Source organism: Prauserella rugosa (assembly GCF_000719975.1).
In the GTDB taxonomy this organism is placed as follows: Bacteria; Actinomycetota; Actinomycetes; order Mycobacteriales; family Pseudonocardiaceae; genus Prauserella; species Prauserella rugosa.
The window spans coordinates 13,821-39,968 of sequence record NZ_JOIJ01000026.1 but is presented as its reverse complement, the minus strand read 5'-3'; the positions used below and the strand labels follow the sequence as shown (position 1 = coordinate 39,968).

The window sequence follows — 26,148 nt, the reverse complement described above, 5'->3', positions numbered from 1 at the left end:
ATCGCCACCCGCTACGACAAGCTCGCCGCCGTCTACCGAGGAGGCATCGTCCTCCGCGCGATCACCCTCTGGCTTCGGCAATAAGGAGACACTCCCTAGGTCCGGAGGCCCGAGAACATCGGTGCGCCCCTCTGTGTCGAGGTCCGAAGCTTGCTGGGAATGTCCACCTTCGTGCACTGTGCCGCTGGCAGAACGGTTTCTACCGTCGGTCGGTGTGACCGACAACCGCAGCAGCCGAACTTCCGTCCAGCCGCAGCGGCGAGGTGGTTCTCACGTGTCCATGAACACCTGCTATCCCGCGTTGCTCGGTTTCAGGGAAGTCTCGGGCCAGCGAAGCAGCTTTGGCGGTCAGGTTCGTTCTGGGGTCCTCTACCGCAGTGGTACACCACAGTTCCTCGACTACGCGACAGCGCTACGGCTTTTGCGCGACACAAGCATCACGGCCACTGTGGACCTCCGGTTGCAGCACGAGGTCGAGCAGGAGGGCCGTGGTCCACTCGACGAGCTCGGCGTTGGGCACTTGACGCATGCGATTCAGGTGGGTGCGCTGGTGTCGGCAAACTCGGCAGTGGCACCGATGACCGGTGACGACCCGGTCGTCGCGACTTACCTGCGCTACCTCGACGAGGGGCCGGAGGCTGTTGCGGGGGCGATCGCCGACATCGTCCAGCTCGGGGGAGCGCCGGTATTAGTCCACTGCACGGTCGGCAAGGACCGGACCGGTGTCATCATCGCGATGGCCTTGGCTGCAGTCGGGGTCGATCATGATGAGATCGCCACCGAGTACGGCCTGCTCGCCAACCAGGTCGAGGAATCCATGCAACGGCTGCGCGGGATGAAGTCTTACGGCGACGCAGTGGATCTCTACCCACCGGAAACGTTCGCGGTGGAACCTGGGTCCATCATCCGATTTCTCGATGCGGTCGACCACCGACACGGTGGAACGCGTGAATTCCTGCTCTCCCACGGCTTCACCCACCAGATGCTCGAGGAACTCGAGGAGTCCCTCCTGGACCGAACGGTGATCTGACCGCTCGACGAGGAGCAGCTATGAACATCGCGGAGACGAAGACCTGCGGCGCAGGCCCCGCCTCGGTGTGGGAGGTGGTTGGTGACGTGGAGTCGGTCGCGACGTGGATCCCGGCTCTCGAGAGTCGGCATCTCGACGGAGACGTGCGATACGTGACCTTCGCCTACAGCGGGGGTGAAGCCACCGAGCGTATCGAAGGTGTGAGACGGCAGCTCCCGTTGCTCGAAGCCGTGCTGGCAAAGGGGGCCAGTGACCTGGCGCGCTACGTCACGGGCACCGTGATTCCGGTGGACGGTGGTGCGTCAGCGGTCACCCTCGGTACCTTCGCGACGGATGTCGTAGCCGCCGCGGAGGAGTTCCGCGCGGGGGCGGGCGCGTGACCTGCCCGGGCGATCCGCTTCCGCTGCGCGGGCTCAGTGTGCCCAACCGGCTTTGGATGTCGCCGATGTGTCAGTACTCGGCAGAGGCGACCGGGCCGGCAACCGGGCAGGTCACCGACTGGCACGTCTCACACCTGGAGGCACGCGCCGTCGGTGGGGTCGGACTGGTCATGACCGAGGCTACGGCGGTTCACTCGGATGGCCGGGTCAGCCCGACGGACCTGGGGATCTGGACGGACGACCAGATCTTGGGACTCACTCGCATCGTCGCGGCGGTGCGGCGGCACGGCGCCATTCCAGCCTTGCAGCTGGGCCATGCGGGTCCTAAGGCATCCACCTACCAGCCCTGGATCGATCGCAGGCGTCGAGTCGAACCCGCCGACGGCGGTTGGGCCCCGTGGGCGGCGTCAGCGTTGCCAGACGGACCGAACGTCCGCGAGTTGACGACCGAGGAAGTCGGTCGGGTCCCTGACCTGTTCGCAGCAGCTGCCGTCCGCGCGTTGCGGGCGGGCTTCAACGCTATCGAAATCCACGCTGCCCATGGCTACCTCCTGCACGCCTTCCTATCGCCCCTGGGCAACCAGCGCAAGGATATCTACGGCATGGACCGGTCGAGGCTGATCCGGGATGTGGTGGGAGCCGTCCGTGAGGTGTGGCCTACTGGACTGCCCCTGTTGCTACGGGTTTCGGCCACGGATTGGCTCGATGGGGGAATCACGGTCGCAGACGCTGTGGCACTGACCGAGGAGGTATTGCCACTCGGGGTCGACCTCGTGGATGTTTCCAGCGGTGGGTTGCGCCCAGCCGCCATCGATTCCTTCCCGGGTTACCAGGTGCCGCTCGCGGCCGAGATCCGGAAGGCGACCGGGGCCATGGTGGGCACGGTCGGCCTGATCGAGGAGCCCGAGCACGCAGCTCGCATCCTGGCCGAGGGCGAGGCCGATGCGGTCCTCGCGGGACGTGCGACGCTGCGCGATCCCAACTGGGCTCGCAGAGTTCTGCGGGCCAGCGGGACGCCGGCCCAATGGCCCCACCAGTACGCTTGGGCCCTCGGGGTGGAGGGCTGAGCTTGCTCGCAGGACATCGTAGACGCACGTCATCGCTGACGCCCGGTGTGGACGCAAGTTCGCGGGTGCGAGTTTCACGGAAGTTCGCCCCTTGTGCGAAACGGCAACGTGGAAACCCGTGTTGAACGCCTTCGCCATCACCTTCAGCGACCGCTGGCTGGCCACTGAAAGCTACTGACCGAACACGCCGGAAACAGTGTTTCCGTTACCGAGCCGTCGAGGACGTCCTTGGCGTAGTCGTGGATGTCGATGTTGCGTGGCATCAGTGCTCGAGGCGGGTTCGGAGTTCTTCGAGGAGTCCGGAGGCGGCCTCGGCGAGGACGGTGCCGGGCGGGAAGATCGCGCTCGCTCCTGCCGCGCGCAGCGCGTCGAAGTCCGCTGGCGGGATCACGCCACCGACGACGACCATGATGTCCTCGCGACCGACTTCCCGCAGTTCCTCGCGCAGCGCCGGCACCAGCGTGAGGTGCCCGGCGGCCAACGAGGACACGCCGACGATGTGCACGTCGGACTCGGCGGCCTGGCGGGCCACCTCGGCGGGGGTCTGGAACAGCGGGCCCACGTCGACGTCGAAGCCGAGGTCGGCGAAGGCGGTGGCGATCACCTTCTGGCCGCGGTCGTGGCCGTCCTGGCCCATCTTGGCCGCCAGGATGCGCGGCCTCGGTCAGCCACCGCAGGTAGGTCACCCCGGCCGCCAGCGAGCAACCCAGCTCCTCGGCGTCGAAGCCACCCGCGTTGTGGAACGGCAGAGCGTCCACGGTGATGGCCTTGAGCTGCGGGAACTCGGCCGCGCAGCGCCGGGCGAGCTCGACCGCGGCGTCCCGGTCACCGGCTTGCCCGGTGCGTGCCAGCACGCCCAGCGGGTCGGCGCCCAGGCTGCCGCGCAGCTCACCGGACGGCACGCCCTGCTCGGCGGCCAGGTCCAGGAACGCCTTCGCGGCGGCGGCGAAATCAGCTCCCGCGTCCAGGCTCACGCCGATCATGTCCAGGTGCACGCCGATGAGCGCGTCGGGCAGGTCGTCGATCGCGATGCCCGCGGCACCCAGGCGGAACCACAGCGAGGAGACGCCGTTGTAGAGGTCGGCCAGCACCTCGCGGTTGGTCTCTGCGGCGTCGGGGTGCTCGTGGCGCTGCCGTACCTCCCAGCCCTCGGCGACCCCGCCCTGCGGCCGGCTGCCCCGCACGAACGGCGGAGCACCCGGATACCCAGCGGGCCCAGCCGGTTCTGTGGGCAGGTCCGCCGAGTACAGCGGATGAAGAGTGCTCCCGTCGTAGGTCGCGGTGGCGAGCATGTCCTCCACATGCGGGGGAGTTGGCTCGTTTTCGCCGAGCACGCCCGACTTCCGGAGGACCTTCTCAACCTGCTGTCGCCACTGCTCGTGGGTAGCTGGGGAAACGCGCCACTAGAGATGGGATCGTCGCTGTGCACGGATGGTTTCATCAGTTCGAGTCCCTTGTACGCAGATCACGCTGAAGGCGCGTGGAGAATGAGCGCGTCGCCCTGACCACCGCCACCGCAGAGCGCCGCCGCACCGGTGCCACCTCCGCGCCGCTTGAGCTCCAGCGCCAGGTGCAGCGCCAGGCGGGCGCCGGACATGCCGATGGGGTGGCCCAGGGCGATGGCGCCGCCGTTGACGTTGACCTTGTCCTCGTCGATGCCCAGCTGGCGGGTGGAGACGATGCCGACCGCGGCGAAGGCCTCGTTGATCTCGACCAGGTCCAGCCCGGTCGGGTCGACGCCGGCCTTCTGGCAGGCCTTGGTGATGGCGTTGGAGGGCTGCTCGTGCAGGCTGGCGTCGGGCCCGGCGACCACGCCGTGCGCACCGATCTCGGCCAGGTAGTCCAGGCCCAGTTCCTCGGCCTTGGCCTTGCTCATCACCACCACGGCGGCGGCGCCGTCGGAGATCTGCGAGGCCGACCCGGCGGTGATGGTGCCGTCGGCGGAAAACGCCGGGCGCAGCTTGGCCAGGGTCTCGGTGGTGGTGCTGCCGCGCACGCCCTCGTCGGTGTCGAACACCACCGCCTCGCCCTTGCGCTGCGGGATCTCCACCGGCGCGATCTCCTCGGCGAACACCCCGGACTCGATAGCGGCCGCCGCGCGCTGGTGGGAACGAGCGGCGAAAGCGTCCTGCTGCTCGCGGGTGATGCCGTAGCGGGAGTTGTACTTCTCGGTCGAGACACCCATCGCGACCTGGTCGAACGCGCAGAACAGCCCGTCGTGGGCCATGTGGTCGAGCATGTTCACGTCGCCGTACTTGAAGCCCTCGCGCGAGCCGGTGAGCAGGTGCGGGGCCTGGGTCATCGACTCCTGGCCACCGGCCACCACGATGTCGAACTCACCGGCCCGCACCAGCTGGTCGGCCAGCGCGATCGCATCCAGACCCGACAGGCACACCTTGTTGATGGTCAGCGCCGGCACGTCCATCGGGATCCCGGCCGCCACAGCGGCCTGGCGGGCCGGGATCTGACCGGCTCCAGCGGTCAGCACCTGCCCCATGATCGTGTACTGCACCTGCTTGGGTGCGACACCGGCGCGCTCCAGCGCGGCCTTGATCGCGACCCCGCCGAGCTGCGCGGCGGAGAAGTCCTTGAGCGAACCGAGCAGCCGCCCCATCGGGGTCCGCGCGCCCGAAACGACCACAGAACCTTCGGTGTTTCCACTGCGTTTCATTGCACTGCTCCCAAGTTCGTGTGTTGGCGGCCCGGGGTTGAACCTGCCCGGCGCGGAACCCGTCAGGTCGCGGCGACGTGGACTCAGGCAGCGAGCCCGCGGCTGATCACGAGTCGTTGAATTTGGTTGGTTCCTTCGAAGATTTGCATGATCTTGGCTTCGCGCATGTAGCGCTCGACGGGGAAGTCGCGGGTGTAGCCGGCGCCGCCGAGCACCTGGACGGCGTCGGTGGTGACCTTCATGGCGGCGTCGGTGGCGGTGAGTTTGGCAACGCTGGCTTGCCGGCTGTAGGGCCGACCGAGGTCGCGACGGCGAGCGGCGTCGAGGTAGGTGGCCCGGGCGGAGTCGACAGCGGCGGCCATGTCGGCGAGCAGGAACCCGAGCCCCTGGTGGTCGACGATCTTCTTGCCGAAGGTCGTGCGATCGTTGGCGTAGGCGACGGCGACATCCAGCGCGGCCTGGGCGAGACCGGTGGCGCAGGCGGCGATCCCGAGCCGGCCGGAATCCAGTGCGCTGAAGGCGATCTGCAGCCCCATGCCTTCTTCACCGATCAATCGGTCTTCGTCGAGGACGGCGCCGTCCCAGTGCGCGGCGGTGGTCGGGATGGCGTGCAGGCCCATCTTGTCCTCCGGTTTGCCGAAGGACAGACCGCCGGCGCTCCCCGGCGCCAGCAGGCAGGAAATACCGCGGCTTCCTGTGCTGGTGCGGGCGAACAGCGAGTAGAAGTCGGCTCGTCCGCCGTGGGTGATCCAGGCCTTGGTGCCGGTGATGCGGTAGCCGTCGGAGATCTTCTCGGCACGGCAGGAGAGCGCCGCGGCATCGGATCCGGCGTGCGGTTCCGACAGGCTGTAGCCGCCGACGAGGTCGCCGCCGAGCATGTCCGGCAGCCACCGTTGTTTCTGCTTCTCGGTGCCGTAGGTGGCGAGGGGGAAGCAGGCGAGTCCGTGCACGCTCATGGCCACAGCCACGGCCGCCCAGCGCGCGGCGACTTCCTCGATCACCTGCAGGTAGACCTCGTAGGGCTGGCCACCTCCGCCGAACTCTTCGGGGTAGGGGAGCCCGAGCAAACCGGCGGCCCCGAGCGTGGCGAACAGCCCGTCCGGGTAGCGCTCCTCTAGCTCGTGCTGATCGACCCGGAGCGCGAGCTCCTTGTCGGAGATGTCCCGGACCAACTCGATGAGGTCCTCGGCCTCCGGAGTGGGAAGGAGCCGGTCAACGGCCATGTGACCCTCCAGGGCGTACTAGTAACAGTACCGAAGTTCGACTTTCAGTACTGTATCGGGATGTGCGGCTCGATCGGCTGGGATCTGAGCGTGACTTGAATCGCAGTCGAAGGGGTCCTGCCGAGATCGGCGCTGGGAAAGCTTGGGGAGCGGGCGGGGAACCCGAAGGCACTGCGTGGCGGCTGTGGGGACGGCGTGTGGCGAGGTGTGAACCCGTGGTCAGGCGCCGCGCCAGACGGGAGCGCGCTTCTCGGCGAAGGCGCGGGCTCCCTCTTGGGCGTCGGCGGAGTCGAAGACCGGTGCGGCGATGTCGGATTGCCGCGTGAAGGCTTCGGCGTCGGTCCAGTCGACGGCGCCGGAAACGATCTGCTTGGTGGCGCGGACGGCGAGAGGTCCGTTTGCGGCGATGCGTGTGGCGAGTGCTCGTGCTTCGTCGAGGGCGCGGCCGGGGTCGGTGAGCGTGTTGACCAGGCCGTGCTGGTGCGCCATTTCGGCGGTGAGCGGATCGCCGGTGAGGGCGACCTGCATCGCGAGCTGGTAGGGCAGAGCCTTGGGCAGGCGCAGCAGACCTCCTGCGGCGGCGACGAGGCCGCGCTTGACCTCGGGCAGCCCGAACTTGGCGTCGCTGGCCGCGACGATGAGGTCAGCGCTGAGCGCGAGCTCGCACCCACCGGCCAGAGCCCAGCCTTCGACGGCAGCGATGAGCGGCTTCGTCGGTGGCTTCTCGGTGAGGCCGCCGAATCCGCGGCCGGGGATGCTCGGTGTCTCGCCGCGGGTGAAGGCCTTGAGGTCCATGCCGGCGCAGAACGTGCCCTCGGTGCCGGTGAGGATCGCGATGGTCAGATCAGCGCGCGCCTCGAACTCGTCGATGGCTGCGGCGATGCCCTCGGCGACCGAGCGATCGACGGCGTTGCGGGCTTCGGGCCGGTTGATGGTGATCAGTGCGACCCCGTCGGCGAACTCCGTCAGGACGCTGTCGGTCACAGCGGTATCTCCTCCACTGTGCCGGTGCTGCGCACCGGAGCGTGTTCAAGGCGTTGGTTGATCAGGTGGTGCGAGGAAGCTCCCGGCGACCGCGCGACATCGCCGCCCCCGGGCGCGTCAGGCCGTAGGTGGCAGGGCGGGAGTGCGGCGGAGCTCGTTCTTCGCGACCGAGCGGAGGTGGACCTCGTCGGGGCCGTCGAACAGGCGCATCGCGCGGTGCCATCCGTACATCGCTGCCAGCGGGGTGACGTCGGTGACGCCCGCGCCGCCGTGGACCTGGATGGCGCGGTCGATGACGCGGGTGGCGGCGCGCGGCACGGCGATCTTGGCCATCGCGACGTAGTCGCGGGCCGCCTTGTTGCCGGCGACATCGATGACGTGGCTGGTGTGGTGGCACAGCATTCGTGCCTGCTCGATCTCCAGCCGCGATTCGGCGATCTGCTGCTGCACCACACCTTGATCGGCCAGCGGTGAACCGAACGCCACGCGGCCCTTGGCACGTTGCACCAGCAGGGCGAGGGCTCGTTCCGCAGCGCCGAGGGCGCGCATGCAGTGGTGGATGCGACCGGGACCCAACCGGGCCTGCGCGGCGGCGAAACCGCCACCTTCTTCACCGATAACGTTCGAAACCGGCACGCGCACGTCGGAGAACAGGACCTCGGCGTGGCCGTGCTGGTCGTGGTGGCCGAACACCGGGTAGTCGCGGACGACGGTGACGCCTGCCGTCTCGCGCGGTACGAGAACCATCGTCTGCTGCCGGTGGGTGGGGGCCGAGGGGTCGGTTTTGCCCATCACGATGAAGAAGGCGCAGCGGGGGTCCATGGCGCCGCTGGTCCACCACTTGCGGCCGTTGATGACGTAGTCGTCGCCGTCGCGTTCGATCCGGGTGGCGATGTTGGTGGCGTCGCTGCTGGCGACTTCGGGTTCGGTCATGGCGAACGCCGAGCGGATCTCCCCGGCGAGCAGCGGGGCGAGCCAGTCCTTCTTCTGCTGCTCGGTGCCGAGCAGGTGCAGCAGTTCCATGTTGCCGGTGTCGGGCGCCTGACCGTTGATCGCCTCGGGTGCCAGATCCAGGCTCCAGCCCGACAGTTCGGCGATCGGCGCGTATTCGAGCTGGGTCAGACCCGATTCCGACGGGAGGAAGAGGTTCCACAGGCCCTGGGCCTTGGCCTCGGCCTTGAGCTCTTCGACGACCGGCGGGAGCGTGTGGCCGTCGGGGCCGTCGGCCTTGCGGTGCTCCAGGTACTCGGCCTCGGCCGGCAGCACCCGCTCGTGCATGAATTGCGCCATCCGATCCCGCAGCTCGAGTGCTCGGGCAGAGGCGGCGGGCAACTCGCACTCGGCCATGAATACCTCCTGAACAAGACCGATCGAATGATCGGACATGAACGATAGGAGGCCCTGGACGAAACGTCAACGCGTCGCGCGGACGATGTCGAGCGCGAAGTCGACGTACTGCGAGGCGACGGCCTCCGGTGAGTCTCCGCCGGTCGGTGACCACCACTGGGGCAGTGCAGTGCACAGGGTGACCACGGCGCGTGCTGCTTCCCTCGGCAGCGGTGTGCGCATGACGCCGCGCCGGCAGCCTTCGATGACCTCGTCGTCGACCATGTGCTGAACGTCCCGGCGCGAGGTCGCGATGCGCGTGCGGTCGGGTTCTTCCAGGCTGCGCATCTCGCTGGCGCCAATGAATCCCAGCTCCCGGCGGTGCGTGTGGTAGAGCGCCAGGCACTCGACGAGCCGGATGAAGCGGTCGACCGGTCCATCGCTCTCCGCTCGTGCTTCCCGGCAGCGGGTGTGCAGGTCGTCCATGGTCAGGTCCAGCAGCGCCACGAGCAGGTGCTGCTTGGTGGGCCAGTGGTGGTAGACCCCGGCGACCGAGAGCCCGGCCCGTTGGGCGACGTCGCGGATGGTTGCGCCGTGGTAGCCCAGTTCGACGAAGGCTTCCAGGGCTCCGGCCAGCGGCGGGGAGAGCTTCAGCGGGGAGAAGTCCCGCCAGGTGCGCTCCGGTGCGGGGTTCTGCGCGGCCGGGTCGCACAGGTTCGCGGGGTCGGCTCCGAAGAGGTGCGCGGCGGAGTTGAGCCGTTCCTCGGTGATCCTGGTGAGCCCGTTCTCGACGGCGCTCCACGTTCCCGTGCTGACGCCCAGCTCACGCGCGACGTCGCGCAGCGTGAGGCCCGCATCACGACGTGCCGCGCGCAGGCGCCGGCCGAGCGACTCCCGGTCCTCGTTGCGCTCGCGCGCCTTGCGTTCTGTGTCCGGCAAACCCCGCTCCCTTCTGGATGAGGGTGACCTTAACGCCCCTTGACATGTCGGTCGCCGCTGAGCCAGTCTACTTCGCATACGTTCAGATGGAGCGAACGATCGCTCGGTTTCAGTGAGGTGTGGATGTCTGACGATGATCCGCCCGGCGTTCAGGTTCGAGCACTGGAGACGTTCTTGCGGACGGCCGTGCCCGGCGTGCTGACCGGCCCGTTGAAGGTCGAACTGCTCTCGGGCGGCCGGTCCAACCTGACCTACCTGCTCACCGACGGGGCCCAGCGATGGGTGCTCCGGCGACCGCCACTGGGACACGTGCTCGCCACCGCTCACGACATGAATCGTGAGCACCGGGTGCTGGACGCACTGCATCCGACCGAGGTCCCGGTGCCACGGCCGTTGGTCAACGCCGGTCCCGAGGTCATCGGCGCGCCGTTCTACGTCATGGAGTTCACCGAAGGGCTCGTGCTGCGGGAGGAATCGCAGCTGAGCGCGTTCGGCAATGCGGCCAGCGGCCTCGCCGACGGACTCGTGGACGTGCTGTCCCGGCTCCACGCGATCGAGCCCGAGGCGGTTGGCCTGGGAGACCTGGGCAAGCCGAGCGGCTACCTCGACCGGCAGCTGCGGCGCTGGGGAGCGCAACTGGAGGCTTCTCGCAGCAGGGACCTGCCCGAGCTGGAGAGCCTCGGGGGCCGGCTGCGGCGCAGGATGCCCGCGGGGCAGACGGCCGCGATCGTGCACGGGGATTACCGCCTCGACAACGTCGTCGTCCATCCCGGCAACGGGCGGGTCGAGGGTGTCCTCGATTGGGAAATGGCCACGCTGGGCGATCCGCTGACCGATCTCGCGTCCATGGTCCTGTGGTGGGACGGCATCCGCGGGCTCGACAGCCCGGTCGCGGCCGTACCGGGGGATGTCCCCGGATTCCCGGGCAGCGACGCGCTGGTCGACGGCTATGCCCGGCGCAGCGGGCGGGACCTGGCGGAACTGCCGTGGTACCTGGGATTCGCCTACTACAAGGTCGCGGTGATCTTCGAAGGGATCCACTACCGCGAACGACAAGGGCTCACCGTCGGAGAGGGCTTCGAACAGCTCGGATCGATGGTTCCGGCTCTGATCGAACGAGGACACGCGGCGCTGCGCGCGTGGTCCTAGCAACAGCAGGCAGGAAGAGGGTTGAGATGGACATCAAGGGTGGTTCTGCCGTCGTCACCGGTGGCGCGAGCGGGTTGGGGCTGGCCACGGCCCGGCGGCTGGCCGATGCCGGCGCGCACGTGATCTTGCTCGACCTTCCCGGCAGCGAAGGCGCGGCAGCGGCGAAGGAGTTGGGCGGTTCGGCCGACTTCGCACCGGCCGATGTGACGGACGAAGAGGCCGTTGCCGCTGCCTACGACATCGCCGAGAAGCGGGGCCCGCTGCGGGCGGTGGTCAACTGCGCGGGGCTCGGAACACCGGCCCGGGTGCTGACCAAGGAGGGCAAGGCAGCGCCGCTGGCGGCCTACCGCAAGATCATCGACGTCAACCTCGTCGGCTCGTACAACGTGATCCGGCTGGGTGCGGAGCGGATGGTCCAGACCGACCCGGTCGATGGTGAGCGCGGCGTCGTGGTCAACACGGCCAGTGTGGCCGCCTTCGACGGTCAGATCGGTCAAGCCGCCTACTCCTCGAGCAAGGGCGGCATCGTCGGCATGACGCTGCCGATCGCGCGCGACCTCGCCCAGCACTTGATCAGGGTGGTCACGGTCGCTCCGGGCATCTTCGACACCCCGTTGCTGGCGACGCTGCCCGAAGACGCACGGGCCTCTCTCGGCAAGCAGGTGCCGCACCCGAGCAGGTTGGGCGATCCGGCTGAGTACGCGGCGCTGGTCGGACACATCGTGGCCAACCCGATGCTCAACGGCGAGGTCATCCGCCTCGACGGCGCGATCCGCATGGCCCCCCGCTGAACGGCCGGAGACGAGGCGAGATGAGCACACTGTCCGGCAGGACCTTGTTGATGTCCGGTGGAAGCCGCGGCATCGGTCTGGCGATCGCCCTGCGGGCCGCCCGTGACGGCGCGAACGTGGTGATGCTGGCCAAGACGAGCGATCCGCATCCGAACCTGCCCGGCACGGTCCACACCGCGGTGGCCGAGGTCGAGCGGGCGGGCGGCCGCGCCGCTGCGGTCGTCGGCGACGTCCGTAAGGACGAGGACGTCCAGCGCGCCGTCGACGTCGCCGTCGAGCGGTTCGGCGGGGTGGACGTGGTGGTGAACAACGCGAGCGCGCTCGATCTGCGCACGACCAGCGACATCGCGATGAAGAGCTACGACCTGATGCAGGACATCAACGCTCGGGGCACCTTCCTGCTCAGCAAGCTGGCGATCCCGCACCTGGCCAACAGCGATCGCGCGCACGTGCTGACGCTGTCGCCTCCGCTGGACCTGCGGCCCAAGTGGGCTGGTTCCTACCTCGCCTACACGATGGCCAAGTACGGCATGAGCCTGGTGACGCTCGGCCTGGCCGAGGAACTGCGCGAGTCCGGGGTCGCGGTCAACTCGTTGTGGCCGCGCACGACGATCGCGACCGCGGCCATCACCAACCTGCTCGGTGGTGACGAGGCGGTCGAGCGCGCCCGCGTCCCGGAGATCATGGCCGACGCCGCGCACGCCATCCTCGTGCGCGAGAGCCGGTCGTGCACCGGCAACTTCTTCATCGACGAGGACGTGCTCGCGGCGGAAGGCATCTCCGACCTCGACCGGTATCGGGCGGGCAGTGGCGCGCAGCCGTTGGAAGCCGACCTCTTCCTCGACCCGCTGGAGGAAGCCCGATGAGCCTGGTGTCCTACGAGCGGCACGACGGGGTCGCGCGCATTCGGCTGTCGGACGGGGAGCGGGGAAATCCGCTAGATCAGGCGATGGTGGATGCGCTGGCCCGTGCGGTTCGGCAGGCTCGTGTTGACGATGTGCACGTGGTGGTGCTGTCCGGGGAGGGCCGGGCGTTCAGCTTCGGTGGTGACGTGTCGGCCTTCGGCGCAGCCGAGGATCCGGAACAGCTCATCGATGATCTCGCCGAGAGCCTGCATCGCGTGGTCAGTGAACTGCACCGGATGGACGCGGTGGTGGTTTCGGTGGTGCGGGGGCCGGCGGCGGGTGCGGGCCTGTCGCTGGCTTCGGCGGCCGATCTGGTCATCGCTGGTACCTCGGCCCGTTTCACGTTGGCCTACACCAAGATCGGCCTGTCTCCGGACGGCGGGAGTTCGCTGCTGACCGCCTCGATTGGCCTGCACCGGGCTTTGCGGGTGGCGCTGCTCAACCCGGTGCTGACTGCCGAGGAGATGCGTGCGGTGGGTCTGGTCGCGGAGGTTCATGCCGATGAGGAGCTCGAATCCGGCGTCGAACAGGTGGTGGCCACGCTGCGTTCGGGTTCGCGCGCGGCGCAGGTCGAGGCGAAGCGACTGCTGCGGGAAACGGCCACACCGGGTGCGGAGGCGGCGCTGCGGCGCGAGACTCTCGCGATCAGAGCACGTGCGGACAGTCCCGACGGTCGCGAGGGCGTGGCGGCGTTCTTGGCGAAGCGGACGCCGGTTTTTCCCAGCAACAATCCATGAACGTGGTGCGAGAGGACGGTTGGAACATGCGTGATGCGGTGATCGTGGAGGCCGTGCGGAGCCCGGTCGGCAAGCGCAACGGGGGGCTTTCCGGGGTGCACCCGGCACAGCTGTCGGCGGAGGTGCTCAACGCGCTCGTGGCGCGGGCGGGTGTGGATCCGGCGGTGGTCGAGGACGTCGTCTGGGGGTGCGTGAGCCAGGTCGGTGAGCAGACCTTCGACATCGCCCGCACGGCCGCGTTGACCGCTGGGTGGCCGGAGTCGGTCACCGGGGTCACGGTGGACCGGCAGTGCGGTTCTTCGCAGCAGTCGGTCCACTTCGCCGCGGCGGGGCTGGTCGCCGGGCAGTACGACGTGGTCGTGGCCGGTGGTGTCGAGTCGATGAGCCGGGTGCCCATGGGCTCTGCGATCGGGGAGGCGACCCCGTTCCCGCCGGGGTTCATGGAGCGTTACGGCTCGTTCCCGAACCAGGGGCTCGGTGCTGAGATGATCGCCGAGAAGTGGGGATTCACGCGCGAGCAGCTGGACGAGTTCTCCGTCGAGTCGCACGCGAAAGCCGCTGCCGCGCGGGAGGCGGGCCGTTTCGACGACCAGATCACGCCGATCACGCTGCCCGATGGCACGGTGGTGGGCCAGGACGAAGGCATCCGGGCCAGCAGCGTGGACAAGCTCGCCGGGTTGAAGACCGCGTTCAAACCGGATGGTGTGATCACCGCCGGGAACTCGTCGCAGATCTCCGACGGGTCGGCGGCGCTGCTGATGACCACGAGCGAGAAGGCGCGGGAGCTGGGTCTGACGCCGCTGGCGCGGGTGCACACCGCGGTTCTCGCGGGAACGGATCCGGTGATCATGCTGACCGCGCCGATTCCCGCCACGGCCAAGGCGTTGACGAAATCCGGGCTGTCGATCGACGACATCGGTGCCTTTGAGGTCAACGAGGCTTTTGCCCCTGTGCCGCTGGCGTGGCTGGCCGAAGCGGGTGCTGACCCGAAGCGGCTCAACCCCAACGGCGGTGCCATCGCCCTGGGGCACCCGTTGGGCGGCTCGGGCGCGCGGCTCATGACGACGCTGGTGCACCACATGCGCGACAACGGCATCCGCTACGGGTTGCAGACGATGTGCGAGGGCGGCGGGCAGGGCAACGCCACCATCCTCGAACTCCTCTGAGGTTCCCGACCGTCCGGATTGGAGCGCGGATGAAGCAGGAAGGCCCGCTGGCCGGGCTCAAGGTGGTCGAACTCGCCGGGATCGGGCCAACGCCGCACGCGGCGATGGTCCTGGCCGATCTGGGTGCCGACGTCGTGCGGGTGGAACGTCCCTCGGGAGGTCTCGACCTGGGCGGCGGCAAACCGGACCACCTGCTGCGCGGGCGGCGTTCGGTTGCCGCGAACCTCAAGACCGCCGAGGGGCGGGACCTCGTGCTGCGGCTGGTGGCCAAGGGCGATGTGTTGCTGGAAGGGTTCCGGCCCGGCGTGGCCGAACGCTTGGGAATCGGCCCCACCGAGTGCCACGAGGTCAATCCCGGGCTGATCTACGGACGCATGACCGGCTGGGGGCAGGACGGGCCGCTGGCCCAACGCGCCGGGCACGACATCAACTACATCAGCCTGACCGGCGCGCTGCACGCGATCGGCCGGGCCGGACAACCTCCCGTTCCACCGCTGAACCTCGTCGGCGATTTCGGCGGCGGGTCGATGTTCCTGCTGGCCGGAGTGCTCGCCGCGTTGTGGGAGCGGGAGCGTTCCGGTCGGGGACAGGTCGTCGACGCGGCGATGGTCGACGGCACCAGCGCGCTCCTGCAGTTCATCTGGGCCCTGCGCGGGCAAGGTGTCTGGAGCGACGAACGCGGTACCAACCTCCTGGACGGCGGAGCACCGTTCTACGACACCTACGTCTGCCAGGACGGAGGCCACGTCGCTGTCGGGGCGCTGGAGCCGGAGTTCTACCGCGCGCTGCTCGACGGCCTCGGACTGGACCCGGCCGACCTACCGGACCAGATGGACCGCTCGGGTTGGCCGGCACTGCGGGTCCGGTTCACCCGGGAGTTCCTCTCCAGAACTCGTGACGAGTGGGCCGAGGTGTTCACCGACACCGACGCCTGCGTCACGCCTGTCCTGACTTACGACGAAGCCGCGGAGCACCCGCACATGGCTGCCCGCGGAACCCTGCTCGACATCGACGGGGTCAGGCAGGCCGCCCCGGCGCCCCGGTTCTCCCGAACCGCACCGAGCACGCCCACACCGCCTCCTGCTCCTGGTTCCGACACCGCCGCGGTGCTGGCGGAGTGGAACGTGTGACAGACCGTTCGCGCCGGTGCCGAACGTGGTGCGGCACTGGCGGAATTGTCCCCCTGAGCGGACTGCGCTCTCGCCCCACGCCTTCGTAGGGTCCGACCAGAGTGCGAGTCATCTGGAAGGGGTCATCATGCGCGTGAGCGAATCGCTGGTCATCGGGGCCGAGCCGGCAGCGGTGTGGCGGATCGGTGGCGATACGGCCAATATCGCGGAGTGGGTGCCTGCGATCGAGAAGTCGCATCAGGTGGGCGATCTGCGGTATGCGACGTTCGCCAGCGGTGGTGGTGAGGCCGTTGAGCGGATCGTGGAGCGCAACGATGCGGCCCGAAGCTACGTCTACGAGTACGTCTCCGGGCCGCTGGCGTTGCGGGTCTACCGCTCCACGTTCGCGGTCCGGGACCACGCGGAGGGTGCCGAAGTGGTGTGGGAAGCGGAGTTCGAGGCATCTGATGCCGAGCAGGAGCCCGCGCTCGCGGATGCGATCGGTGACATCTACCGGTCGTCGTTGGTGTCGTTGGCCGAGCTGCTGCGGTCCTGACGGGCGGTGGTGGCGCGGGAATCCCGCGCCACCACCATCTGATTAGGACTGATCTGCGTCGCGCAGGGCGATCGCCAACTCCGTGCGGTTGTGCAGGCCGGTGATCGCCAGGATCCGAGTCACGTACTTCTTCACGCTCGCCGGGTGCAGGTGCAGCATCGCGCCGATCTCGGCGTTGGACAAGCCCTCGCCGACCAGGCGGGCGACTTCTGCTTGCCGGGGCGACAGTTTCGACACCGGTCCGTCGTCACTCGTCGAGTCGTCGGGGAGTCCTCGCGCGATCTGAGCGAGCGGACAGGCGAGCAGGCGCAGCGAGGCGATCTCGGCCGCGCCGATGCGGTTCTGGTCGGGATCGAACAAACCGACCAGAGCCTTGCGGCCGCGGCACACGTCGAGGTAGAGGGCGGTCGCCGATTCGATGCGGTGCCGCTGCAGGTAATCGGTGACGTACAGCCGGTTCTCCAGGGTGCCCTCGTTGATCTCGCGCAGGCTGGCCACCCGGGTGTTGTGCATCGACCGCACTGCCGGCGGTGTGGAGAAGATGTCGTGCTGGAACCACCGGTCCTGGTACTCCGGGAGCATGTGCTTGGTGATCCCGAGGATGACCGGGCTGGGGTCGGCGCACGCGAGCTGCGCGGTGCGCCCGACGAAGAACGTGGCCGAGCGGACCCGGTAGACGTCGGCGAGCGCACCGGCCAGCGCTGTCTTGAACGTCGCCAAGTCGGTTGCGCCGTTGACCAGCTCCAGCACTCTGAAGGCGAGCTCGTAGCGCCGCAGGTCGCCCCGCGAATCGTGTTCGAGAGTCGGCATCGTTGCCTCACCCGTTCGAAAGTCTCGAGAAACCTGGTCTTCACGAGTATCGCCGATGACGGCCGGTGTGCTGGTCAACGCGGCCGGACGAGGACCTTGACGTCGTCGCCGGTGCCCTCGGCGAGGCGGTCGAACCACTCCGCGGCATCGTCCAGCGCGATCGTGCGGGTCACCATCGCGGCCAGCTCAGACCCGCGGTTCTGGCCGATCCGCACCGCGCGTTCGAAGTCCGCTGTGGTGTAGGCCAGGCTACCGACCACGGCGACCTCACGGCAGAGCAGTGTGGTGGGGTTGAACGGCACGGGTTGTTCCCACGCCGCCACGTTCACCACCGTCCCACCCGCACCGGTGGCGGCGACCGCGGTGTCGAGCGTGCTCCGCGCTCCTGCGGCGTCGAACGCGGCGCGCACACCGCCTCCACTGGTGAGGTCGGCGACCACGTCGGCCACCGAATCCTCGGTGGGATCGACCAGGAGCGTCGCTCCGAAGTGCTCGGCCATCCTCCGTCGCGCGGCGGAGGGTTCCGCCAGCACGACGTGCTCGGCGCCTGCTTCGCGCGCTGCCAGCGCGATGCACAGGCCGATCACGCCGCCACCCTGGACCAGCACGGCATCGCCCGAACCGACTGCGCCCTGCGCGACCGCGTGGATCCCGGTGGCCAGCGGTTCCAGCAGGGCCCCGATCCCGTCCGGTATCCCGGTCGGTAGGAGGTGCAGGTTGCGGGCGCGGGTGAGGTCGAAGTCGGCGAACGCGCCGCCCTCACCGCTGAGACCGTGGAATCCGATGCTGCGGCACACGTTCGTCCTGCCGGACCGGCACACGGCGCACTCACCGCACCACAACGCGGCGTTGCCCGCGACGCGATCGCCGACGGTCACCGCGGTCACCTCCGGGCCGACCGCGGTGACCACTCCTTCGAACTCGTGCCCCAGCGTCACCGGAGCCACCACCCCGGTCAGCGGGTGCGGCGCAGCGGTGGGGATGGAGATGGGCCCGCCGCTGTACTCGTGCAGGTCCGAGCCGCAGATGCCGGCTGCTGTCACCGCGATCGCGACCTGGTCCGCGACCGGAACGGGTTGGGGCACCTCATCCAGCCGCACGTCCCGCCTGCCGTGGAACCTCAGCGCGCGCATTCGCGACGTCCTTTCTGCCCGGGGCCGAGGAAGGACGTCACGCTACGCGCGGACGGAGCGGTCGCGCAGTCCCCCGCGGGGGACAGTTCCGGCGCACCACCACTGTCACCTTTGGAGGACTCGTGCCTGGTGGGGCGGGTTCCTAGCATCGGTGATGCCCCTCACCGCCGAGGGGACCCGAACCGACTGCAGGAGCGTCAGATGCTCAACGGCAAGTACGTGATCGACGCGGTGGTGCACTCCTACAACCTCGATCCGAGCAACCACGCCGTGCCCCGCAACGCGCAGGGCATCACCGACATGATCTTCGGCGTGGTGGCCGGCTCCGGACCGGAGTACGAACTGCCCCGCGAGGACTACGTGCGCGACTGGGACGTCGACGAGACGGTGTCGACCCTGTTCCTGGAGAGCGACACCGACTTCGCGATCTACCACCCGGTTCCCATCGGTGCTTACCACGACGGGCTGGTGTCGGTGGACAAGGCCGCCGAGGTGATGTCGAAATACCCGACCCGGTTCCTCACCTACGCCACCGTCGACCCGATGGCCGGGAAGGCGGCGATCGACGAGCTGGAGCGGCAGGCCGAGTTGCTCTCGCCGATCGGGCTGAAGCTCTACCCGTCGTCGTGGACCGCGGAGGGCAAGCACCGGCACTTCCGGATGGACGACGAGGAGATCGTCTACCCCGTCTACGAGAAGGCCAAGCAGCTGGGCATCTCGACCGTGGCCGTGCACAAAGCGGTCCCGCTCGGGCCGGTGCCGATGGACGCCTACCGCATCGGTGACCTCGACGGGGCGGCCGCCGACCATCCGGACCTCAACTTCGAGATCGTCCACGGCGGAGTGGCCTTCGTCGAGGAGACCGCGTGGATGCTGGCGCGCTTCCCCAACGTCTTCGTGAACCTGGAGACCCTCAACATCATCTGCGCGAAGCGACCCGACCAGTTCGCCACCGCGGTGCTGGGCATGGCCGCCGCCGTCGGTGACCACATCTACGACCGGATGTGGTGGGGAACCGGGCACATGGCCTACCACGCCAGGCCCTGCCTGGAAGCGCTCGAGAACTTCCAGTTCACAGAGGAGGACCTGGCCCGCGCCGGTCAGTTCGCGCCCGTCTCGCAGATCACCGACGAGCACAAGGCCAAGATCCTGGCCGGCAACTACGCGACCGCGCTCGGCCTCGACCTCGACAAGCTCGCCGCGGGCACCGCCTCCGACCAGCTCGCGGCCCAGCGCGCCGAAGGCCTGCGAGCCCCGTGGTCGACCAGCCGCACACCGATCCGAGCGGGAGCGTGAGCCATGACCGTCACCGAGATCGCCGTGCCCGAGGAGGTCGGGGAGCGGGTGCTGGCAGCGCTGCGTGAGGTCGTGGACCCGTGCAGCGTCGCAGCCACCACGCCGATCGACATCGTGGAGATGGGCCTGGTCGACCGCATCGAACCCGACGATGAGAAGGGCGTCGCGATCCGCCTGTCGCTGACCACCCCGTCGTGCATGATGCTCGGCCAGCTCCTCGACCAGATCGACCAGCACGTCACCCCGGTCTTGGGGCGCCGCCCCGAGGTGAGCCTGGACGACGGCATGACCTGGACGCCGGAGCGGATGACCGGCAACGCCCGCGCCATCCGCGAAGCCCGCCGCCAAACCCTCCTGTCCCTGCTACCCCCGCGAACCGATGACTGAGGCGGGCGGCTACGGCCTGAACGGCAAGGTCGCGGTGATCACCGGAGTCGGGCGCGAGGGCGGCATCGGGCGGGCCACCGCCCGCGCCCTGGCCGCCCGCGGCGCGCGGCTGGTCATCGCCGACATCGGGCGGCCGCTGGACGGTGCGCCGGAGTACGGGGTCTCGACCGCCACCGACCTAGACGAAGCCGCCGCCGACCTGGCGGCCTCCGGTGCGCAGGTGCGCGCCGTGCGCTGCGACGTCACCCGCGAGGACCAGGTCGACGACCTGGTCCGGACCGCGGTTGAGGAGTTCGGCGGTCTCGACATCATGATCGCCAACGCCGGGGTGTCGGTGAGCAACGTCCCGCTCACCGAGCTGGCCGCTGCGGCGTTCGACCAGACCGTCGCGGTCAACCTCCGCGGCACGTTCCTCTGCTTCCGCGCGGCCCTCCGGCAGCTGACCGAGCAGGGCCGCGGGGGACGGCTGATCGCGGTGTCCAGCCAGGCGGGCAAGACCGGATGGCCCCTGCTCGGCGCGTACTGCGCGTCGAAGTTCGGCGTCAACGGCCTGGTTCAGGTGGCGGCCAAGGAGGCCGGACCGCACGGCATCACGGTCAACGCCGTGTGCCCGGGCACCCTGAACAATCCGCTCAACGACCTTCCCGGTGGGTTGTGGGACGCCTACTCGCAACTGCAAGACGTCTCGAAGGACGAGGTTCGGGAGGCCACGCTGGGGGCAATCCCGCTCGGGCGCTTCCAGACACCCGAGGACGTGTCCGACCTGATCGTGTTCCTCGCATCCGAACAGGGCGGATACATCACCGGGCAAGCGATCAACACCACCGGCGGGCAGGAGATGCACTGACCACGTCAGGGAATCGATGTCCGTGCAGGACGGTGAGCGGTGGCAAGCCTGGCATGTGCCGTGCCTGCCACCGCTCACCGAGACCACGTCCCCGGCGCTCAACGAGGGGCGCACCGGTTTCACGAACTCGTGGAACCGGGTGTTCCACGCATCATGGCGAGGGAGAACTCGACGTACTGCTCGGCGGTTTGCTCGGGGCTGAAATGGCCTTCCGGCCGCCACCAGTTGGCGAGGGCAGTGCACAGCGTGACGGTGGCGCGAGCGGCCTCGTGAGGGTGGTCGTTGCGGAACTCGCCCAGGCGGACGGCTGCTCTGACCTCGTCGTCGACCATGCGTTGCTGGGCGGTGCGCATCTCGGCGATGGCACGCCTGCTCGGTTGCTCCAAGCTGCGCATCTCGCTCGCTCCGACGAAGCCGAGCTCGCGGCGGTGCGTGTGGAACAACGCCAGGTGTTCGACCTGAAGGCTGAATCGTTGGACTGGATCACGGCCTTCGGACTGAGCTGCCTTGGCGCGGGCCAGAAGCTCGGTCATGGCTCGTTCGAGAATGGCCACGAGCATCTGCTGCTTGCTCGTGTAGTAGTGGTAAATACCAGATACGGAAAAACCGCTGCGCGCAGCGATGCTTCGCACCGTCGCACCGTGATAGCCGATCTCCACGAACTCGTCGAGCGCCGCGTGGAGAACGGGGTCGAACTCGAGCGGCTCGTAGGCGCGCCAGTGCGTGAACTGCGGCCAGTGCGGAGCCGTTCCCGGTGGCGGAGAAGGAGAACGAGTATTCGTCGTCTCTGGGGGTGTGTCGGCCGTTTTCGGCGGCGAATCGGCACCGCGGGTGGGGGAGTTGAGGATCTCGCTGACGGTCGTGCCGAGAGCATCGGCGATGTGGCTCAGACGCGAGGCGCTCAGGCCCGTGTGGCCGTTCTCGATCTGACTGATCGTCGCCGGACTCACGTCGAGCAGTCCTGCCAGACCACGCACGGTGACGCCGCGTCCTCGACGTGCCCGGCGCACCTGCGCCCCGAGCGCCGCGCTCGCAGCGCGTGCACCGCGCGAGTCCCTCATGTGATCCCTCGATTCCGCAATGAGTTTAGAAAAGCTAAACGATGTCGCGCCGAAGGTGCAAGCGGGGACCGTTTTGTCTTGACATCAAATTTCGTGACCCGCAACATATCTAAACAATAGTACGAGCGATCGAACGGTACAGCCGAACTGTTTAGCGTCAAGAGGAACCGTTGCCCCGTCAATTCGATCGTCATCCGCTGAGGAGCTGCTGTGAGCGTTTACGACGACAAGCCCTGGCTGGCGCGATACGCGCCGGGGCAGCCCGCCGAGATCGCGGGCGAGTACGACAACGCCGTGGACATGTTTGCCGCTGCGGTCCGGCGTGATCCTGAGGGCGAGATCATCCGGTACTTCGACGGCCGGATCACGTTCCGCGAGCTCGATGAGCTCAGCGATGCTTTCGCCGCCGGGATCACCGACGCGGGTTTCACGCCGGGGGAGAGGGTAGCGGTCTACGCGCAGAACGTTCCGCAGTTCGTGATCGCCCAGCTGGGGACGTGGAAGGCCGGCGGGATCGCGGTGTCGGTGAACCCGATGAACCGGGAGCGGGAGCTCGAACTGATCCTGCAGGATTCCGGCGCGAGCGTGCTGGTGTGCTTGGAGGGCCTCTACCGCGACGTGGTGAGCAAGGTCGTTGCCAACACCGACGTCCGCACCGTCATCACCACCTCGGAGCTGGAGTACCAGACCCGCGACGACCAGCGGATCTTCGGCGGTGTCGAACGAACGCCCTGCGAGGGCACGCTCGACATGGCGCAGATGCTCGAGCGCTTCCGCGGCCACGCCCCGCCGGTCGTCTCGCTCGGCCCGGACGACGTGGCGTTGCTGACCTACACCTCGGGGACGACGGGTCCGCCCAAGGGCGCGATGACCACGCACCGCAACGTGGTCTTCAACGCCCAGACCTACCGGGACTGGGTCGGAATCGGGCCCGGCGACGTGGTCCTGGGAGTGGCTCCGCTGTTCCACATCACCGGGCTCATCGGGCACATCGCGGTGTCGCTGCTGACCGGGGCACCGCTGGTGCTGATGTACCGGCTCGACCCGGCCGTCACCCTGGAAACGATCCGGGACGAGAAGGCCACCTTCACGGTCGGATCGATCACCGTGTTCATCGCGCTGATGAACTCCCCCGGTGCGGACAAGGAGGCGCTGGCCAGCCTGACCAAGATCTATTCGGGAGGCGCGCCGATCCCGCCCAGCACGATCAAGGCGTTCCAGTCGACCTTCGGCCACTACATCCACAACATCTACGGCCTCACCGAGACGACCTCACCGTCGCACGGAGTTCCGTTCGGAGCGGACGCTCCGGTGGACCCGGCCTCGGGTGCGCTGTCGGTCGGCGTACCCATCTACAACACCGTGGTGCGTATCGTCGGCGAGGACGGGGAGGACCTGCCGCCGGGGGAAGTCGGTGAGCTGGTCACCTCGGGCCCGCAGGTGGTGTCCGGGTACTGGAACAAACCGGAGGAGACCGCCAACGCCATGAGCGGCGGCCGGTTCCGCACCGGCGATGTCGGGTACATGGACGAGGCTGGCTGGTTCTACATCGTCGACCGCAAGAAGGACCAGATCAACGCCGGCGGGTACAAGATCTGGCCGCGCGAGGTCGAAGATGTGCTCTACGAGCACGAGGCCGTCCGCGAAGCCGCGGTCGTCGGTGTGCCCGACCCGTATCGCGGTGAGACGGTCAAGGCGTTCGTGAGCCTGCGGCCCGGTGCCAGGGCTGATTCCGACGAGCTCACCGCGTTCTGCAAGCAGCGCATGGCCGCCTACAAGTACCCGCGTCAGATCGAGATCCTCGACGAACTGCCCAAGACCGTGACCGGAAAGCTGCTGCGCCGCGAACTCCGCACCCGCGAGCAGCCGCAGTCGCCCTCCTCGTAATGCCGTCGCTACCACGTGACACCTGGTCTCGCCACGTCCGGCGAGGCCAGGTGTCGCAGTCGTTCGTCCTGGAGAGAATTGTGCACACCCCCAAACTCTCGCCCGACGCCCCGTTCCCGGATGCCGTGGCCAACACCGACCCGCAGCGCGCGGCGTTCGTCTTGGCCGGCACCGGGCACGTGGTGACCTACGGCGAGCTGGTCGACTCGTCCCGGGCCATCGCCGCCCTGCTGTGGTCCCGTGGTCTTCGGCACGGGGACTGCCTGGCGATCCTGATGGAGAACACCGCCGACTACCTGCCGGTGGCGTGGGCGGCGCAACGGTGCGGCCTGCGCTACGTGGGTCTGCCGACCCGCCTCGAGCCGGCGGATGTCGCCTACATCCTGCGCGACTGCCACGCGCGTGCGCTCGTCACCAGCGCGACCTGCCTCGAACGGGCGGCTGCTGCCCTGCAGGAGGCGCCGGGCGTGGAACTGCGGCTCACCACCGGGCCCGCAGCCGAGGGTTTCGAGGAGCTGGCCGAAGCCGTGGCGAGCGCGCCGCCCTCGGTGCCCGAGGAGCGGGAGGGCGTTGACCTGCTCTACTCCTCGGGCACGACGGGTCGGCCGAAGGGGGTCGCGTCGGACCTGCCGTTGGCGCCGTTGGGCACCCCTCCGGGGGTGGCGACACTGCTTCATGACCGTTGGGGCCTCGACGAGGAGACGGTCTACCTGTCGCCGGCACCGCTCTACCACGCCGCGCCCTTGCGGTTCTGCATGACGGTGCAACGCTACGGCGGCACGGTGGTGATCATGGATCGGTTCGACGCCGAGGCCGCGCTGGAACTCGTCGAGCGCTACCGCGTCACCCATACCCAGATGGTGCCCACGATGCTCATCCGGATCCTCAAGTTGCCCGAGCAGGTTCGTCAACAGCGGGACCTGTCGTCCTTGCAGGTCCTCGTGCACGCGGCGGCACCGTGCCCGCCCGAGACGAAGCGGGCGACGATCGAGTGGCTCGGGCCGATCGTGCACGAGTACTACTCCTCCACCGAGAACTACCTGTTCACCGCGATCAACTCCGAGGAATGGCTCGAGCACCCGGGCTCGGTCGGTCGGGCGCTGGCCGGGCGGCCGCACATCCTCGACGAGGACGGTCACGAGCTGCCTGCGGGGGAGATCGGCACGATCTGGTCGGAGGGCGGCTTGTCGTTCGAGTACCTCAACGACCCGGCCAAGACTGCCGAAGCGCGCAACGAACTCGGCTGGACCACGGTCGGCGACCTCGGGCACCTCGACGAGGACGGTTACCTCTACCTCGCTGATCGGCGCGCGGACCTCGTCCTGTCCGGCGGGGTGAACATCTACCCCCAGGAAGCCGAGAACGCCCTGGTCGAGCATCCCGACGTGGCCGACGCGGCCGTCTTCGGCATCCCGCACGACGAGTTGGGCGAGGTGGTCCACGCCGTGGTGCAGCTGCGGCCTGGATGCGCCCCCAGCCCGGAGTTGGCCGCGCAGCTCATCGACTGGTGCCGGCAACGCCTGTCGACGTTCAAATGCCCCCGGGACCTCGACTTCGCCGATCAGCTCCCGCGCACTGCCACGGGAAAGCTGCTCAAGCGCGAACTCAAGGATTCGTACCGATGATGGCGTCGTTGTCAGGTCCTGCGCCCGACCGCCGAGCACGACCCAACGACATCGGAGGAACGCATGCGACGCGTGATCTGCTCGGCGTTCGGTGATCCGCTCGCGTTGGAGGTCATCGAGGAACCCACCCCGGAGCCGCCGCCCGGAGAAGTGCTCGTCGAGGTGACGGCAGTGGGCGTCAGCTTCGTCGACGGCCTCGTCGTCCGCGGTTCCTACCAAGTCCGGCCGCCGCTGCCCTTCACTCCGGGCAGCTGCGTGGTCGGCCGTGTGGCCGCAGCGGGGGAGGGCGTCGACCACCTCGGCCCCGGAACTGCCGTGGCGGCGGTGTTGACCGACTTCGGCGGATACGCCTCCCACGTGACCGCGCCGGCCGGCGCGGTCGTCCCGGTGCCCGACGGCGTTGCTGCTGAGGTCGCCGCAGGGGCGATGGAGAGCTACCTGACGATGGCGTTCGCCACGACGCACCGAATCACCGTCGGACGAGGTGACCACGTCGTCGTCCTCGGCGCGGGAGGTGGCATCGGCCAAGCCGCGATCGACGTGGCGAGCGGCCTCGGTGCCTGCGTCGTCGCGGTGGCCTCCACGGAGGACAAGCGCGCTGCGGCGAAGGCGGTCGGTGCCGAGGTGGCGCTGGGTTACGACGACCTCAAGGGCGAGATCCGCGCTGCTACCGGAGGGGGCGCTGATGTCGTCATCGACCCGGTCGGCGGTCCCGCCTCGGAAAGCGCCCTGCGGGCGCTGGCGACCGGTGGCCGGTTCTGCGTGTTCGGCTTCGCCTCGGGCGAGATCCCGCGGCTGCCGGCGAACATCGTGCTGCTGCGAAACCGCACGGTCGTGGGCGTGGACTGGGGTGATTGGTCGCGTGAGGTGGGAGGGCCGCAAGGCAACGCGGCCCTGCTCGCCGACGTCCTGGAGCGCATCGGGCGTGGCGTCTACCGCCCACGACAGCCCTCAACCGCGCCGATGGCCGACGCCGGCCGCGTGCTCGAGCTCGTCGGCGAACGTCAGGCGATCGGCAAGTACGTGCTGCGTCCATGATGGACGAAAGTGGCGTGTCGTGAACTCTTCT

The 26,148-nt window shown here is 68.6% G+C and carries 24 protein-coding genes and 2 pseudogenes; 16 read left to right on the top strand and 10 right to left on the bottom strand.

Features of this window, described 5'->3' with window-relative positions; genetic code table 11:
- Window positions 1–214 precede the first annotated feature (214 nt).
- From IF64_RS0122885 to IF64_RS0122875, 3 genes are read left to right on the top strand one after another with little or no spacing between them, the layout of a single operon-like run.
- The gene (locus IF64_RS0122885; RefSeq protein WP_145600314.1) at window positions 215–1,030 is read left to right on the top strand and encodes a tyrosine-protein phosphatase; all 816 of its coding nucleotides are present in this window, start codon (window positions 215–217) and stop codon (window positions 1,028–1,030) included.
- A gap of 20 nt (window positions 1,031–1,050) precedes the next feature.
- Window positions 1,051–1,410: an SRPBCC family protein gene (locus tag IF64_RS27775; protein ID WP_030534240.1), complete on the top strand. Its 360-nt coding sequence runs from the start codon at window positions 1,051–1,053 to the stop codon at window positions 1,408–1,410.
- Window positions 1,407–2,477 (top strand): oxidoreductase, encoded by a 1,071-nt coding sequence (locus IF64_RS0122875; protein WP_030534239.1) that lies wholly within the window; start codon window positions 1,407–1,409, stop codon window positions 2,475–2,477. Before IF64_RS27775 ends, IF64_RS0122875 begins: the two co-directional genes overlap by 4 nt.
- A gap of 262 nt (window positions 2,478–2,739) precedes the next feature.
- Here the strand turns inward: IF64_RS0122875 and IF64_RS0122870 are convergent.
- The 7 genes and pseudogenes from IF64_RS0122870 to IF64_RS0122840 form a co-directional block, all read right to left on the bottom strand.
- A pseudogene (locus IF64_RS0122870) lies at window positions 2,740–3,138 on the bottom strand (cobalamin-dependent protein); the annotation flags it as partial.
- A 55-nt stretch (window positions 3,139–3,193) separates the two neighbouring features.
- A pseudogene (locus IF64_RS26790) lies at window positions 3,194–3,769 on the bottom strand (methylmalonyl-CoA mutase family protein); the annotation flags it as partial.
- A gap of 173 nt (window positions 3,770–3,942) precedes the next feature.
- Window positions 3,943–5,148, bottom strand: a complete 1,206-nt coding sequence (locus IF64_RS0122860) for an acetyl-CoA C-acetyltransferase (protein ID WP_030534236.1) — start codon at window positions 5,146–5,148, stop codon at window positions 3,943–3,945.
- Between the two features lie 83 nt (window positions 5,149–5,231).
- Window positions 5,232–6,371 (bottom strand): acyl-CoA dehydrogenase family protein, encoded by a 1,140-nt coding sequence (locus tag IF64_RS0122855; RefSeq protein WP_030534235.1) that lies wholly within the window; start codon window positions 6,369–6,371, stop codon window positions 5,232–5,234.
- Window positions 6,372–6,590: 219 nt separating this feature from the next.
- Window positions 6,591–7,355: a crotonase/enoyl-CoA hydratase family protein gene (locus IF64_RS0122850; protein WP_030534234.1), complete on the bottom strand. Its 765-nt coding sequence runs from the start codon at window positions 7,353–7,355 to the stop codon at window positions 6,591–6,593.
- A gap of 117 nt (window positions 7,356–7,472) precedes the next feature.
- Window positions 7,473–8,702: an acyl-CoA dehydrogenase family protein gene (locus IF64_RS0122845; RefSeq protein ID WP_030534233.1), complete on the bottom strand. Its 1,230-nt coding sequence runs from the start codon at window positions 8,700–8,702 to the stop codon at window positions 7,473–7,475.
- 66 nt (window positions 8,703–8,768) lie between these two features.
- A complete protein-coding gene (locus IF64_RS0122840; protein WP_246134679.1) occupies window positions 8,769–9,620 on the bottom strand; it encodes a TetR-type transcription factor C-terminal domain-containing protein in 852 nt (283 codons plus the stop codon).
- A 123-nt stretch (window positions 9,621–9,743) separates the two neighbouring features.
- Here IF64_RS0122840 and IF64_RS0122835 point away from each other — a divergent pair, with 123 nt between their 5' ends.
- The 7 genes from IF64_RS0122835 (at window position 9,744) to IF64_RS0122805 (ending at window position 16,033) form a co-directional block, all read left to right on the top strand.
- On the top strand, window positions 9,744–10,769 hold the full coding sequence (locus tag IF64_RS0122835; RefSeq protein WP_030534231.1) for a phosphotransferase family protein: 1,026 nt from the start codon (window positions 9,744–9,746) through the stop codon (window positions 10,767–10,769).
- Between the two features lie 26 nt (window positions 10,770–10,795).
- Window positions 10,796–11,560, top strand: coding sequence for a 3-hydroxyacyl-CoA dehydrogenase (locus tag IF64_RS0122830; protein ID WP_030534230.1), 765 nt, complete (start codon window positions 10,796–10,798; stop codon window positions 11,558–11,560).
- A 20-nt stretch (window positions 11,561–11,580) separates the two neighbouring features.
- A complete protein-coding gene (locus tag IF64_RS0122825) occupies window positions 11,581–12,426 on the top strand; it encodes an SDR family oxidoreductase (RefSeq protein ID WP_030534229.1) in 846 nt (281 codons plus the stop codon).
- Window positions 12,423–13,202 (top strand): enoyl-CoA hydratase/isomerase family protein, encoded by a 780-nt coding sequence (locus IF64_RS0122820; RefSeq protein WP_030534228.1) that lies wholly within the window; start codon window positions 12,423–12,425, stop codon window positions 13,200–13,202. The genes IF64_RS0122825 and IF64_RS0122820 overlap by 4 nt, the downstream gene beginning before the upstream one ends.
- A gap of 26 nt (window positions 13,203–13,228) precedes the next feature.
- A complete protein-coding gene (locus IF64_RS0122815) occupies window positions 13,229–14,368 on the top strand; it encodes a thiolase family protein (RefSeq protein ID WP_030534227.1) in 1,140 nt (379 codons plus the stop codon).
- Between the two features lie 29 nt (window positions 14,369–14,397).
- The gene (locus tag IF64_RS0122810) at window positions 14,398–15,498 is read left to right on the top strand and encodes a CaiB/BaiF CoA transferase family protein (protein WP_030534226.1); all 1,101 of its coding nucleotides are present in this window, start codon (window positions 14,398–14,400) and stop codon (window positions 15,496–15,498) included.
- 127 nt (window positions 15,499–15,625) lie between these two features.
- Window positions 15,626–16,033 carry an SRPBCC family protein gene (locus IF64_RS0122805; protein WP_030534225.1) on the top strand — a complete coding sequence of 136 codons (408 nt, stop codon included), beginning with the start codon at window positions 15,626–15,628 and terminating at the stop codon, window positions 16,031–16,033.
- 42 nt (window positions 16,034–16,075) lie between these two features.
- Here the strand turns inward: IF64_RS0122805 and IF64_RS0122800 are convergent, their stop codons facing one another.
- Window positions 16,076–16,843, bottom strand: coding sequence for a helix-turn-helix transcriptional regulator (locus IF64_RS0122800; RefSeq protein ID WP_030534224.1), 768 nt, complete (start codon window positions 16,841–16,843; stop codon window positions 16,076–16,078).
- Window positions 16,844–16,917: 74 nt separating this feature from the next.
- A complete protein-coding gene (locus tag IF64_RS0122795) occupies window positions 16,918–17,976 on the bottom strand; it encodes a 2,3-butanediol dehydrogenase (RefSeq protein ID WP_030534223.1) in 1,059 nt (352 codons plus the stop codon).
- Window positions 17,977–18,177: 201 nt separating this feature from the next.
- Here IF64_RS0122795 and IF64_RS0122790 point away from each other — a divergent pair, with 201 nt between their 5' ends.
- The 3 genes from IF64_RS0122790 to IF64_RS0122780 are packed head-to-tail and all read left to right on the top strand — an operon-like array spanning window position 18,178 to window position 20,506.
- Entirely contained in the window at window positions 18,178–19,272 is a 1,095-nt protein-coding gene (locus IF64_RS0122790; RefSeq protein ID WP_030534222.1) for an amidohydrolase family protein, read from the top strand.
- Window positions 19,273–19,275: 3 nt separating this feature from the next.
- Window positions 19,276–19,659 carry a metal-sulfur cluster assembly factor gene (locus tag IF64_RS0122785; RefSeq protein ID WP_030534221.1) on the top strand — a complete coding sequence of 128 codons (384 nt, stop codon included), beginning with the start codon at window positions 19,276–19,278 and terminating at the stop codon, window positions 19,657–19,659.
- A complete protein-coding gene (locus IF64_RS0122780) occupies window positions 19,652–20,506 on the top strand; it encodes an SDR family NAD(P)-dependent oxidoreductase (protein WP_030534220.1) in 855 nt (284 codons plus the stop codon). Before IF64_RS0122785 ends, IF64_RS0122780 begins: the two co-directional genes overlap by 8 nt.
- A 119-nt stretch (window positions 20,507–20,625) precedes the next feature.
- On the opposite strand, the gene IF64_RS0122775 is transcribed toward IF64_RS0122780, so the two are convergent.
- Window positions 20,626–21,567 (bottom strand): TetR-type transcription factor C-terminal domain-containing protein, encoded by a 942-nt coding sequence (locus tag IF64_RS0122775; protein ID WP_030534219.1) that lies wholly within the window; start codon window positions 21,565–21,567, stop codon window positions 20,626–20,628.
- A 210-nt stretch (window positions 21,568–21,777) separates the two neighbouring features.
- On the opposite strand from IF64_RS0122775, the gene IF64_RS0122770 reads away from it, so the two are divergent.
- The 3 genes from IF64_RS0122770 (at window position 21,778) to IF64_RS0122760 (ending at window position 26,117) form a co-directional block, all read left to right on the top strand.
- The gene (locus IF64_RS0122770; protein ID WP_030534218.1) at window positions 21,778–23,454 is read left to right on the top strand and encodes a class I adenylate-forming enzyme family protein; all 1,677 of its coding nucleotides are present in this window, start codon (window positions 21,778–21,780) and stop codon (window positions 23,452–23,454) included.
- 50 nt (window positions 23,455–23,504) lie between these two features.
- Window positions 23,505–25,079, top strand: coding sequence for an AMP-binding protein (locus tag IF64_RS0122765; protein ID WP_248700058.1), 1,575 nt, complete (start codon window positions 23,505–23,507; stop codon window positions 25,077–25,079).
- 63 nt (window positions 25,080–25,142) lie between these two features.
- A complete protein-coding gene (locus tag IF64_RS0122760; RefSeq protein ID WP_030534216.1) occupies window positions 25,143–26,117 on the top strand; it encodes an NADPH:quinone oxidoreductase family protein in 975 nt (324 codons plus the stop codon).
- Window positions 26,118–26,148: the final 31 nt, after the last annotated feature.

Coding starts and splice junctions, on each gene's coding strand:
- IF64_RS27775 (WP_030534240.1), top strand. CDS start 1,051: ATGAACATCGCGGAGACGAAGACCTGCGGCGCAGGCCCCGCCTCGGTG.
- IF64_RS0122860 (WP_030534236.1), bottom strand. CDS start 5,148: ATGAAACGCAGTGGAAACACCGAAGGTTCTGTGGTCGTTTCGGGCGCG.
- IF64_RS0122855 (WP_030534235.1), bottom strand. CDS start 6,371: ATGGCCGTTGACCGGCTCCTTCCCACTCCGGAGGCCGAGGACCTCATC.
- IF64_RS0122845 (WP_030534233.1), bottom strand. CDS start 8,702: ATGGCCGAGTGCGAGTTGCCCGCCGCCTCTGCCCGAGCACTCGAGCTG.
- IF64_RS0122835 (WP_030534231.1), top strand. CDS start 9,744: ATGTCTGACGATGATCCGCCCGGCGTTCAGGTTCGAGCACTGGAGACG.
- IF64_RS0122830 (WP_030534230.1), top strand. CDS start 10,796: ATGGACATCAAGGGTGGTTCTGCCGTCGTCACCGGTGGCGCGAGCGGG.
- IF64_RS0122825 (WP_030534229.1), top strand. CDS start 11,581: ATGAGCACACTGTCCGGCAGGACCTTGTTGATGTCCGGTGGAAGCCGC.
- IF64_RS0122820 (WP_030534228.1), top strand. CDS start 12,423: ATGAGCCTGGTGTCCTACGAGCGGCACGACGGGGTCGCGCGCATTCGG.
- IF64_RS0122815 (WP_030534227.1), top strand. CDS start 13,229: ATGCGTGATGCGGTGATCGTGGAGGCCGTGCGGAGCCCGGTCGGCAAG.
- IF64_RS0122810 (WP_030534226.1), top strand. CDS start 14,398: ATGAAGCAGGAAGGCCCGCTGGCCGGGCTCAAGGTGGTCGAACTCGCC.
- IF64_RS0122805 (WP_030534225.1), top strand. CDS start 15,626: ATGCGCGTGAGCGAATCGCTGGTCATCGGGGCCGAGCCGGCAGCGGTG.
- IF64_RS0122800 (WP_030534224.1), bottom strand. CDS start 16,843: ATGCCGACTCTCGAACACGATTCGCGGGGCGACCTGCGGCGCTACGAG.
- IF64_RS0122795 (WP_030534223.1), bottom strand. CDS start 17,976: ATGCGCGCGCTGAGGTTCCACGGCAGGCGGGACGTGCGGCTGGATGAG.
- IF64_RS0122790 (WP_030534222.1), top strand. CDS start 18,178: ATGCTCAACGGCAAGTACGTGATCGACGCGGTGGTGCACTCCTACAAC.
- IF64_RS0122785 (WP_030534221.1), top strand. CDS start 19,276: ATGACCGTCACCGAGATCGCCGTGCCCGAGGAGGTCGGGGAGCGGGTG.
- IF64_RS0122780 (WP_030534220.1), top strand. CDS start 19,652: ATGACTGAGGCGGGCGGCTACGGCCTGAACGGCAAGGTCGCGGTGATC.
- IF64_RS0122775 (WP_030534219.1), bottom strand. CDS start 21,567: ATGAGGGACTCGCGCGGTGCACGCGCTGCGAGCGCGGCGCTCGGGGCG.
- IF64_RS0122760 (WP_030534216.1), top strand. CDS start 25,143: ATGCGACGCGTGATCTGCTCGGCGTTCGGTGATCCGCTCGCGTTGGAG.